This is a genomic window from Stenotrophomonas humi, assembly GCF_001431415.1.
Classification (GTDB): domain Bacteria; phylum Pseudomonadota; class Gammaproteobacteria; order Xanthomonadales; family Xanthomonadaceae; genus Stenotrophomonas; species Stenotrophomonas humi.
Genome location: NZ_LDJI01000028.1, coordinates 1 through 11,786, shown reverse-complemented (window position 1 = coordinate 11,786; position 11,786 = coordinate 1). Strand labels below are relative to the sequence as shown.

Here is an 11,786-nt window from a genome sequence, read left to right as displayed (position 1 = left end):
ACGAATTGCTCATTCCGCGGTCTGGGAGGCGCCGGCAAGCTACCCGCATCACGTGAAGGCACTCCTCCCCGCCGGGAGGAGTGCCATGCGGCGGCTATGTGTAACCAGCATGCCGCACCTCCATCCCGCCAATCGTCAGCGATTGCCGGCCACCGAGCGGCAGTAGTACTCAGCCAGGGCGAAGGTCAGTGGCCGTTCTGCGGTGAGCTGCCAGTCGCTCGCCAAAGCCTTGGCATCGCCGTGGATCACCTGCCCCTGCACGCCGCGTGATTGAAGCAGCGCAGGCAGTGCCTTGCCGAATTCGCTGGCACGGGTTTCATCAGCGGCGACGATGCATACCGGCATGCCCTGCGCGATGGGCGCCTCGGCCAGCATCTCCTGCAGATCCTCGACGCTGTCATCGTCGTTGTCCAGCTCATCGACGCCAGCGCCTTCTTCCGCAAGCCGGTATTGCAGACGCTCCGGCTCCAGCAGCATCACCATCAGCTCCGGCACCTTGGCGGTTTCCACCGCGCACCTGGACGGAACCGGCGTACCCAGGACCGCACTCACGCTGCCGTCCTCAGCGACACGACGGATCGCGATGCCGCAGCTGCCACCGCCGAAATCGCGGATCATGTCGCCCTCGTAATCCACTCCCGGCTCCGGGACGAAAGCGATATGTATTCCACGCCCCCGGTTGCAGCTCCACCCCGAGCCACTGGCGATGTTCGCCTGCAGCGATACAGGCTGCCCCGGCACCAACGGATACTCCGCGTAGTACGGGCTGGCCCACAGCTTGTCGCGGGAGGCCAGATTCCGCGTGCTGTCGGTTTCGGGAATGCCGATGGACTCGTTCGGTCGCTTCTTCCCGATCAGCGCCTTGAAGTTGTGCGATAACGCGCCGGATGCCTCGATCTCCTCGTCGTACTCATCCTCACAACGCGCATTGGTATACATGGTCAAACCAACACCGTTCTGGCCAAACAAGCGGATGCGTGCGGGCCGCTCGATGGTGGCGATGGGCCCCTGCGGCGCGGTGTCTTCTACTGCGAAGGCATCGGCACAGGCAAAGCCTGCCAACGCTGCAACCAACAAGCGGATCTTCATGCGTTCGACTTCCGTTTCGAGAGGGTATCCAGGGGCCGATGCGTTGACGCCCCGACAAGCGCAGGCGCTGCGTTGGGTGATGCCCCGGGCCCGGAGTTTATAGACGCCATGAACGAGCGTATACATGCCAACCGTTGCCGAAGGCGCTGCTGCAAGGCGCCATTGCGGCAGTCACCGTGCTCGACAACACGCGCTACCCTATTCGCTCCCCGCACCATCCCGCACGCTCCGATCTACCTTTCATGACCACCCCCCAACACCGCGTCCAAGGCCTCAACAATGACGAGGTCCCAGCCGACTGGCCTGCGATCAGCGACCGCGAGGTCGCTTGGCTGCGTGATCGCTTCCCGCAGCTTGAAGGTGCTGGCCCGGTGCTGTGGCATAGCCCTCGTCCCATGTCTGCCGCTGGCATCGTCGAAAGCGCGACGGGGCGGACTTTCATCAAGCGTCACCACCACAGCGTCCGTGATGTGGCGTGTCTGAGCGAGGAACACCGCTTCATCGCGCACCTTGCCGGGGCAGGCGTACCGGTGGTCCAGGTGTTGAAGGATCGCGACGGTGCGACGGCCGTGGCACACGATGGTTGGACCTACGAAGTGCATGCCCTCGCCGATGGCGAAGATCTGTACCGCGATGCACCGTCCTGGACACCTCTGACCGAGCGGGATCAGGCGCGCGAGGCCGGCAGAATGCTCGCCACGCTGCATCAGGCCTCGGCAAGCTACATCGCTCCCCAGCGCAGCACCCACATGCTGGTGACGCGCGACGATCTGCTCCGCACCGCCGACCCCATCGCAATGCTGGAGCGCGACTTCATCGACCGACCCGCACTGGCCGATTACCTGTCGCACAAGCCCTGGCAATGGGACCTCGAACAAACCGTATTGCCATGGCACGCGGAATTGGCCGAGCGCCTGCAGGACGAGCCACGGCTGTGGGCGCACAACGATTGGCATGTCTCCAACCTGCTCTGGCGCCGCGAAGGTGCTGCCACGGTCGTGGCAAGCGTGCTCGACTTCGGCCTGGCCTCGCCGACCAGCGCGCTGTTTGATCTGGCCACGGCAATCGAGCGCAACGCGGTGGCGTGGCTGGAACTGGAACGTGGCGCGCAGGCGATGCATGTGGATATCGCCCTCGCCCTGCTCGATGGCTACCGACAGGTGCGGCCGTTATCTGCTGCGCAGGTGCATCTGCTGGCCGACCTGCTGCCGGTAGTGCATTTCGATTTCGCATTGTCGGAAGTCGAGTACTTCCAGGGCGCAACCGGTTCGACCGCCGACGCTGACGTGGCCTATCACGTCTTCCTGCTGGGCCACGCGCAATGGTTCCGCAGCCACGACGGACAAGCACTGCTGGCCGCACTGCACGCCGCCGCCTGAGTCACCACCTGAACACGGACGGAGGGCAAAACCGTACCGTTTGTGGTCCAATACGCGCCTGAAGCGGGGGTGCCTGGTTTTTGCAGGCTGAGAGAGTCCCTTGGAACCTGATCCGGTTTGCACCGGCGTAGGGAGCTTTGAGCAGCAGGCACACCGCCTCCATGGCGTTGCGCGTGCGCGCCTTCGCTTCGTCTCCCCCATCGGCTGATGACGAAACGAATGAACCGCTGCTATCGAATCTCGCTGTTGACTGCTGCCCTGAGCGCGGCCCTGCCGCTGCACGCCAGCAACCCCGAAACCGCTGCCGCCGACCGCTCGCCCACCGAGCTGGCCGCCGTGCGCGTGCAGGCCGCGCAGCCGCATGCAAAGAACACCCAGTCCAACAGCTTCGGTGTGGGTGACTGGAAGAACACCCCCGCCTCGATCACCGTACTGGACCGCGAGCTGCTCGACAGCCGCCACGTACGCACGCTATCCGAGCTGGCCTACAACGACGCATCGCTGGGCGACAGCTACGCACCGGTCGGCTATTACCAGAACATCGCCATCCGTGGCTTCGCACTGGATACCGCCACCGGCTACCGCTTCAACGGCCTGACCATCGCTGGCGAACAACGCCTGGCGCTGGAGAACGTGCAGCAGGTGGAGATCCTCAAGGGCGAAGCCGGCCTGGCCGCCGGCGTGATCGCGCCGGGCGGCGTCATCAACTATGTGGGCAAGCGCCCGGCCGAAGTGCGCAGCGTCACCCTCGGCACCGATTCGGAAGGCAGCCGTTACGCCGCCATCGACGTCGGCCACTGGGTCACGCCGCGCATCGGCCTGCGCTTCAACGCCGCGTGGGATGACAGCAGTTCCTATATCGACAATGCCGATGGCCGCCGCAATTTCTACTCGCTGGCGACCGACTGGCTGATCGGCGAGCGCGGCAAGCTGGAAGTGGATGCCAACTACCAGACCAGCGCGCAGCGTTCGGCCTCCGGTTACCAGCTGCTGGGCGCCACCGCGCTGCCGCGCAACGTTGACCGCAAGAAGATGCTCGGCCACCAGGCGTGGCAGGAGCCGGTCGGCATCGACAGCACCAACATCACCGCGCTGCACACCTTCGACTTCAACAGCGCGTGGCAGTCGCGCGTGTCGGCCAGTTACAGCCGCTCGGTCATCGACGACAACGTCGCCTTCGCCTATGGCTGCTACTACGCCGCCGAATGCGCCGACGGCAGCGTGCCGGGCAACTACTTCGCGCCCAATGGCGACTACGACATCTACGACTACCGCAGCCCGGACGACACCCGCCGCAACCAGCAGCTGCGCGCCGAGCTACGCGGGCGCTTCAGCACCGGCGGCGTCGAGCACCAGCTGACCTTCGGTGCGGACTACTTCGACCGCACCGTCGACAAGCGCCGCAACGTCAACGAGTACGTCGGCACCGCCAACATCCACGACAAGCACGTGCCGCAGTTTGCGCCGTCGCCGTTGCAACCGGGCCCTTCGGTGCGTCGCCTGGACAGCACGCAGAAATCGCTATTCCTGCTCGACCGCATGAGCTTCGCCGACGATTGGCAGGTGCTGGCCGGTGGCCGCTTCGTGCGGCTGGACGAGCGCGCCTTCGACAAGCGCGGCAACCTGGAACGCAGCAGCCGGTTGTCGCGGTTCCTGCCGCAGGCCGCGTTGATCTGGAGCGCCAACGACGAACTGAACCTCTATGCCAGCTACGCGCAGGGCATTTCGCTCGGCCAGGAAGCGCCGTTCTGGACCACCAATGAAGGCACCTTCCTGCCGGCAGTGCGCTCGCGCCAGCTGGAAATGGGCGCCAAGTACACGCCGTCGGATGCACTGACGCTGGGCGCGGCGCTGTTCCGTATCAGCCAACCGTTCCAGTACGCCAAGCCAGACGACAGCGCCTACGGCTACACCTTCGTGCAGGAAGGCCAACAGAACCACATCGGCCTGGAACTGAGCGCGCAAGGCCGCGTCACCGAACGCCTGCTGCTGACCGCAAGCGCCAGCGCGTTGCGCGCACGTGCACGAAACACCGGCACGCCGGCCTATGAGGGCCATCCGCTGATCAACGTGCCGAGCACGCGCGCCAGCCTGCATGCCGACTACGCACTGCCGTTCGTCGCCGGCTTGAGCGTCACCGGCGGCTGGCGTTATGCGTCCTCGAACGTCGCCACCGCCGACGGCCGCGTGCGTGCACCGAGCTACAACGTCGCCGATGTGGGCCTGCGCTTCCAGCACCAGCTGCGCGAGCACGCGGTGAACTGGAACCTGTCGGTGGACAACGTGTTCAACCGCTTCTACTGGCGCGACACCGGCAGCAGCTCCGGTGACTACTACCTGTTCCCGGGTGCCCCGCGTCAGGCGCGCCTGTCGGTCACCGTCGCGCTATGAACCCGGCGATTCTGGAATGGTCGGCAGTCGGCGCCAGCATCCTCGGCGTGTGGCTGATGGCGCAACGGCGGATGCTGGCTTGGCCGGTGGGGCTGATCTCGGTTGGCCTGTACGCCTTCGTGTTCATCGAAGCCCGGCTGTACTCGGACACGCTGCTGCAATGCGCCTTCGCGGCCTTCCTGCTGTACGGCTGGATCAACTGGCAGCGGCAGGACCGGCCCGATGGTCGCGTCATCATCGTGCCGCTGGCCAATCACCTGCTGGCGCGTGACCTGGGCATCGGCATCGCCTTCGGCATCGCGCTCGGTGCGGCCATGCACAGCTGGACCAACGCCGCCCTGCCCTGGCTGGACGCCATGCTCGCCGCGCTCAGCCTGGTCGCCCAATGGTGGCAGGCACGCCGCCACACCGCCGCGTGGTGGCTGTGGATCGTGGTCGATGTGGTCTACATCGGCATGTATGCGGTGAAGTCGCTGCATGCGACGGCGGGCTTGTATCTGGTCTTCGTCGGCTTGGCCGCGATGGGCCTTCGTGCCTGGAAGAAGGAAGAACACCGGGGTCAGCGTCATGCGCTTACCCCGAGCCACTGAGTTCAAAGGGCACCGCGGCCCGCTGAACACCTCACGGCCTCGTCTGCGCAACAGCAGCTAGGCTGATTGGGCCAAGCAGGCGAGGATTGAGCTTCGCTGCGACCCGACATCATCACGATGCGGCGACCGAGCACCTCGCAGTCACTGATCGAGCGTGATCTGCAACTGCTTCATCGTCCCGTTGAAGGCAAAGGGCAGCTCATAGTCCGCGCTGACCGGTGAGGTATAGGCACGGGCAATACCCAACGAGCCCAGCACCGGGGAGCCCAGCCGTTCGACACGGCGTTCGCCTGCCGGCTTGCCGTTGACGTGCAGGGTGACCACGCCACCATTGCCTTGTGCGTCGCGCACGAAGGACATCCCCAGCGATGCCGGCCCCGCGGGCAATGCGTTTGCAGATACCAGCTGCGAACGGTCACGCCCATTGACGTTGTTGGCAAATACCACATGCCCGTCATTCAGATACCAGGCAAACCCACCCAATCGGCTGCCATAGGCCATCAGCGTGCCGTGTCCGCCACCAGCGGGAATCTCCACCTCGGCCTGCATGCTGAAGCTGTTGCGCGACAGCCGCGGCAATGCCTTGGTCGGCAGGCGCTGCAGGGGCGGAACAAACGCGAACTGCCGGCGCGTGCCGGCCACCGTCGGTGCGCCGTAGTCGCGGCCTTCCACGTAATTGGCCAACGGATAGACATTGTTGGCGCGCGCCTGCTCATCGAAGCGCTGCTTCATCTCTTCCAGTTTCTCCGGGTACGCCGCTGCCAGGTCCATGGACTGGCTGAAGTCCTGGTTGAGGTTGTACAGCTCCCAACGGTCCTTCTCGAAACCCTCCGGATAGGGCTTTATCCAGGGCGTCATATGGCGCGCGCTTGCAATCCAGCCATCCTGGTAAAGCGCACGGTTCCCAAGCATCTCAAAGTACTGCACACGCGCGGGGGCAGCGGCGTTGGCGTCCTTGAACGTACCGGAAAAACTCACGCCATCGAGCGGGCGCTGCGCCACACCCTCCAGCACTTCCGGCATGGCAGTACCGGCAACCTCCAGAATGGTAGCGGCCACATCATTGGCATGCGCAAACCGTTGAACGGTCGCACCGGGCTGACCAATCTTGCCCGGCCAGGAAACCGCCATCGCGACGCGCAGGCCACCAAAGTGTGACGCTACCTGCTTCATCCACTGGAACGGCGTGCTGCCTACCCATGCCCACGCGGAGGAGTAGTCATTGAAGTGCTTTGGCCCGCCAAGCTCATCCAGATGCGCCAACTGCGGCGCATGTCCCGCAGCGGCATCCATATAGCCGTGAATTCCCTCCATGCCGCTGGCGCCGTTGTCTCCGGCCACATAGAACACCAGCGTATTGCTGGCCGGGTCATCCGCGTTCACCTGCTCCAGCAAACGGCCAACTTCATGATCGGTATGCGCCAGGTAAGCGGTGAACACCTCCATCTGCCTGGCAAAGACCTGCCGCTGCTCCGCACTCAGCGATTCCCACGGCGGGATTTCCACCGGTCGCGCTGTCAGCACCGCGTCGGCAGGCACGATGCCCAGTGCTTTCTGCCGGGCGAAAATCTGCTCACGCAGGACGTCCCACCCTTGGTCGAACTTTCCCCGGTACTGCTGTATCCATTCCTGCGGCACATGATGCGGTGCATGCACCGCGCCCGTGGCCAGGTACAGAAAGTACGGCTTCTGCGGCGCGACCGAACGCTGCGTGCGCACCCAGCCAATGGCCTCGTCCACGAAGTCCGAGGTCAGGTGATACGTCTGCCCGGGACGCTGCACCGGCTCAACCGGCGTGGTATTGCGGTACAGGCTTGCCGGCTCCCAATGGTTGTCACCGCCGTGATTCATGATCCCGTAGAAGTAATCGAAGCCCAGCCCCGTGGGCCAGCGATCGAATGGGCCTGCGGGCGATACCTCCCACTCCGGCGTGTTGTGCCATTTGCCGATGGCCGCCGTGCTGTAGCCGCTGCTTGCGAGTACCTGAGCAATCGGTGCCGCATCCGGCTTCCAGATCGCGTCATAACCAGGCGTGCCCGTAGCCCAATCGGCGACACGCCCAAAGCCGACCGCATGATGATTGCGGCCGGACAGCAGGGATGCCCGTGTCGGCGAACACATGCCCGTCGTATTGAAGTTGGTGAAACGCAGACCGCCCTCTGCCACCTTGTCGAACGCGGGCATCCGCGCCACGCCGCCGAAACCAGCCGGATCGCTGAAACCCACGTCATCGAGCAGTATCACGATGATGTTGGGTGCGGATTTGGCGGCAGTTGCCACTTGCCAGTCGTTGGCGGCCAATGGTGCGATGAACGCCAACGCCATGACCGCCATCACGCGCCCACGACACCGCAACATCACCTGCCTAGTCCGCCCCATCGCACCATCACCGGTTCATCTGTCTGCTGCACACCATGCGCAGCTCCTGCATCTGAAACAAGCCAGCGGGCTTCACTTCTGACAGAAGCATTGGCGGGTTCTGATGTTTTATTGATCGACCCACCAGATAAGGAGAGCCCGTAGGCGGATTCAGGTTGCGCCAACTGCCTGACTCCTCCCCCCATCGGCCGTGCGCGTGTCTTGTCGATCCTGATCCCGTTGCATCGGGACTGAGCCAGCTTCGCGCGACCCCATGCCTGATGGTGATCGCACCTCAGGGAAGCGCCGCTTCCGCAACTTTCCTTGGCCTGTCGCTCGAAAGAAGCCCGTCCGCAACCGGCAATGCCCACTCCACCCGGTTGCGCCCAGCCTCCTTGCCCCGATAGAGCGCCGCATCCGCAGCCTGCATGGCCCGGTCCAGCGACTTCTCGTCGCCAAAGCAGTCGGAGATACCGACCGTCACCGTGCAACGCAGCCCTTCATAGCGCGGCCCTTGCAGCATCACCTTCTGCTCGATGGTGCTGCGCACCCGCTCGGCCACGCGCAATGCGGCTGCATCGTCGGCCCCCATGCAGATCGCAGCGAATTCCTCGCCACCCAGCCGGCAGACCAGATCGTCCTTGCGCACGGCACCGCGCAGCGCCTCGGCAACACCACACAACACGGCATCGCCCACGTGGTGGCCGTAGTCGTCGTTGATGCGCTTGAAATGATCGACATCGATCAGCAGCAGACGCGCCCTGCTGTTCGGCCGCTGGAAGCTGACATCCAGCGCCTCGGTCAGGCCACGGCGGTTGAGCAGCTGCGTCAGCGGGTCGCGTGCGGCCATGTTGCGAAGGGCGTCCGTCAGGCGGCGGAGTACCAGCCACACGATGGACGGCGGAAGAATGGTTGCCAGCGAACACATGTAGACATAGAAGACCATCTGGAACTGGCCATCCATGCTCAGCGCCGCCAGCCCGCCACTCAACAGCTTGCTGAGCTTGATGATGTTCAACACGCAGATGCCGCTGATCAACAACGCGAACAACAGCACTTCGCCGCGCAGGTCCCGCGCGAACGTCCGCGCGCCATACAGCAGCATCCCGACCATGCCGACGAAGCACAGCGCACAGGTCGCCGCGAGCATGGAATAGCGCGCCACCGACCCCCACGCCGCATCCACCACAACCTGCACCACGCCATAGCCCACTGCCACGCCGATCAACGGCCAGAGCAGCGGCGTCGAGCGACCGAAGAAGCGCGCCCCGCCCACGCAGTACGCCAGCAGCGAGCAGAGCGTGAGCGAATGATTGATCACACTCATCCAGCTCAATCCCGCCGGCTCTTCCAGCAGCTGCAGCACATACGCCATGCCCAGCGTGAGGTTGCCCACCGCAAATGCATCCATGCCCATCTTCTCGCCATGCAGACGCCGACTGATGAGCAGGAACATCACGGTGAAGCTCAGCAGGTAGACACACAACATGCCTACGAGAAGGGTGGCGATCATGGGGTGTTCAACGTTGGGGACAGAACGGATGCGAAGCGGCGCGGATTACGGTCCGCCCAATTAGGCTGGGGAATCCAGTGCGGTGAAGCTTAGGTGGCGCGTATCGTACCCAATCACATTGCTTGGCCGCCGTTTCGTATCGGGCTTTATTGCCAGCATGAGCGTTGCACCCGTCTCTTACGATCAACGCGACGGAAGCGCTGTTCGATGAGCGTATTGGTAATTAATGGAGCAATTGGTCAGGCCAACGGTCTGAGCGAACTCATCCAAGCCAACCAGAATATTCGTCGATCAAGTACCGCGAGCAGCGCACATCCCAGCTGCAGCACGCCGCTAGAAACAGCGATACAGCCAGCCTCGTAGTTCCCACCGGCGGACGCAAAGCCAGGTCATCCTCCTGCGCGTCGCGCAACCCTAGAAACTCATGGAACGCATGATCCATATCGCTTGGCCCATCGCCATAGTGTTCCCAATGACGCCGATGCAGACCGAGCAACAGCACTTGCTCCGGTACGAAGAGCTCTCCTGGATCTAAGCAGGATCGAATCCTCGCTTCATAAGCCCCCGCTCGACCCTGTAGTAGCGCTGCCCCGTAGGTCTTCCAGTTACCTGCATCGCGATACATGTACTCCAGTACGGAGTAACTCACTCTTTCTCTCATTTCGTCAGCCCCAGAACCAAGGAGCAGCGAGCCTGGCCTAGGTGCGTCCCGCGCGATGAGATGGAACATTCCGGACTGCTCGCCTACCATCCCCCAAAAGGGGGAAAATCTGAATGGCAAATGCGGTCTTTACTACTTCCCAATCAACAAACTTCGTCTGCTGCATTGAGGCCGGCCGATGAGCTTCTGGTGGGTTAATCACAAGCAGACGCGTGCTCATGAGGTTCGCGGGGGCTACCTGTGGTCTCCGTACCGTAACGCCAATGGCGCATTCAATCAGAGCTACGAAAATATGCGCCACGTAAAGGTTGGCGACACCGTGTTTTCATACGGCTTCGGGAATATCGCGTATGTCGGTACTGTCACTGCTGCTGCAGTACCGGGCCCAAAGCCAGAGGAATTTGGCAACGTAGGCGACAATTGGTCCGATGTTGGCTGGCTAGTGGATGTGTATTTCGAGCCGGTTGCTCAGCCTTTGCGCCCTACTGACCACCTGCAGCAGTTAGCAGCACTGTTGCCAGACAAGCATTCCCCAATCCAGAAAACTACAGGGCACGGCAACCAAGGCTGCTACCTGGCCGCGATCAGCGAAGCGCTGGGCCATATCTTGCTCGCACTGCTGGAGATCGACCCGAAACCTTGGCTCCATCACCCCGTCGCCGAGCATGTGCCTGCGCCGGAGCTGTTGGAGGACTTGCGCGTGATCGAGCAGGATCCAAGCATGCTTGAGACACAGCGTCTGCACTTAGCCAAAGCACGCGTGGGCCAAGGCTTGTATCGAAAGCGCGTGATGCTGCTGGAGTCTGCTTGCCGCGTCACCGGCGTGGGAGATAGCCGGGTACTTATCGCAAGTCACATCAAACCCTGGCGTACGTCCAGCAACATCGAACGCCTCAATGGTCACAACGGCATCTTGCTGTCACCACATGTGGACGCGCTGTTTGACGACCACCTAATGACGTTCGAAGACAATGGGCGTATGCGCTTTCACCAGTCACTTTCTCTGGACGTACTGGAGCGCTGGGGCATTGATTCGCAGAAGAAGCTTGATGGCTTTAGACCCGAACAAACGCCTTTTCTTGAACAGCACCGTGCTGCTTTCGCTCAAAAATTTAATTGACACCCAGCTAATCCAATAGGAAATGTACGGTAGAAATGGGAATCAATACTATTGGCAACTAAGCCAAATAGATTCTGACCCCATTTCCCTGCTACATACCCCCCCCCTAACGGGCGGGTTTACCCGCATCCTATCGTTTCAGTCCTGGGCCGTTGGCGTTGCCATCTCAGCTGAGAATTCAAACGGTTCTGCCGCCTTCTTCACATAAGCAATCTGCGGCCTACCCGCAAATCGGACACAATCGTTCGCTGAGATTTGGCCGGCCGCAGCCGACAGGAGCCAGATAAGAATTAACCTGAATCTGACCCCTGTTTTCCTCTAATCGACCGTAGTCGGCAGGAGTCAGATCAGACTCGACCCGATTCTGCCCACCTTGTCTTCAGCGTATAATCCCAGGCGCAAACCGCCAGCTAGTTGCAAGGAGCAGCCTTAGAATGAGTGAATCGCCCAGGATTTCGTAGACACCTCGCAGCCATAAACTATGGCTTAGGCGGAGGTGGTTATGAGTACGAAACGTTACACGGATGAGTTCAAGATCGAGGCGGTTCGGCAAATTGTCGAATATGGCCGGCCAGTAGCTGAGGTTGCTGAGCGGCTGGGTGTATCGGTCCACAGTTTGTATGGTTGGAGACGTCAGCACGGCTTAGGGGAGGTAGGCCGGCGCGTTGAGGTTAATCAGAAAGCG

8 protein-coding genes and 1 riboswitch are annotated in these 11,786 nt (G+C 62.4%); of the genes, 5 read left to right on the top strand and 3 right to left on the bottom strand.

Annotation, left to right across the window (positions count from 1 at the left end; translation table 11 throughout):
- Positions 1-135 precede the first annotated feature (135 nt).
- Positions 136-1,089, bottom strand: a complete 954-nt coding sequence (locus tag ABB26_RS14920) for a hypothetical protein (protein WP_057635503.1) — start codon at positions 1,087-1,089, stop codon at positions 136-138.
- A 242-nt stretch (positions 1,090-1,331) separates the two neighbouring features.
- Here ABB26_RS14920 and ABB26_RS14915 point away from each other — a divergent pair, with 242 nt between their 5' ends.
- The 3 genes from ABB26_RS14915 (at position 1,332) to pnuC (ending at position 5,449) form a co-directional block, all read left to right on the top strand.
- On the top strand, positions 1,332-2,468 hold the full coding sequence (locus tag ABB26_RS14915) for a phosphotransferase enzyme family protein (protein ID WP_057635502.1): 1,137 nt from the start codon (positions 1,332-1,334) through the stop codon (positions 2,466-2,468).
- 55 nt (positions 2,469-2,523) lie between these two features.
- Positions 2,524-2,619: riboswitch (TPP riboswitch) on the top strand.
- A gap of 68 nt (positions 2,620-2,687) precedes the next feature.
- Positions 2,688-4,859, top strand: a complete 2,172-nt coding sequence (locus ABB26_RS14910) for a TonB-dependent siderophore receptor (RefSeq protein WP_057635501.1) — start codon at positions 2,688-2,690, stop codon at positions 4,857-4,859.
- Positions 4,856-5,449, top strand: a complete 594-nt coding sequence (gene pnuC, locus ABB26_RS14905) for a nicotinamide riboside transporter PnuC (protein WP_211261975.1) — start codon at positions 4,856-4,858, stop codon at positions 5,447-5,449. Before ABB26_RS14910 ends, pnuC begins: the two co-directional genes overlap by 4 nt.
- Positions 5,450-5,590: 141 nt before the next feature.
- Here the strand turns inward: pnuC and ABB26_RS14900 are convergent, their stop codons facing one another.
- Both ABB26_RS14900 and ABB26_RS14895 read right to left on the bottom strand, forming a co-directional pair.
- Positions 5,591-7,774 (bottom strand): arylsulfatase, encoded by a 2,184-nt coding sequence (locus ABB26_RS14900; protein ID WP_161809063.1) that lies wholly within the window; start codon positions 7,772-7,774, stop codon positions 5,591-5,593.
- A gap of 328 nt (positions 7,775-8,102) precedes the next feature.
- Positions 8,103-9,320 carry a GGDEF domain-containing protein gene (locus tag ABB26_RS14895; RefSeq protein ID WP_057635499.1) on the bottom strand — a complete coding sequence of 406 codons (1,218 nt, stop codon included), beginning with the start codon at positions 9,318-9,320 and terminating at the stop codon, positions 8,103-8,105.
- An 839-nt stretch (positions 9,321-10,159) separates the two neighbouring features.
- Between ABB26_RS14895 and ABB26_RS14890 the strand changes: the two genes are divergently transcribed.
- Positions 10,160-11,101 (top strand): HNH endonuclease, encoded by a 942-nt coding sequence (locus ABB26_RS14890; RefSeq protein ID WP_057635498.1) that lies wholly within the window; start codon positions 10,160-10,162, stop codon positions 11,099-11,101.
- 502 nt (positions 11,102-11,603) lie between these two features.
- A partial coding sequence (locus tag ABB26_RS18725) for a transposase (RefSeq protein WP_152982700.1) occupies positions 11,604-11,786 on the top strand: 183 nt, incomplete at its 3' end.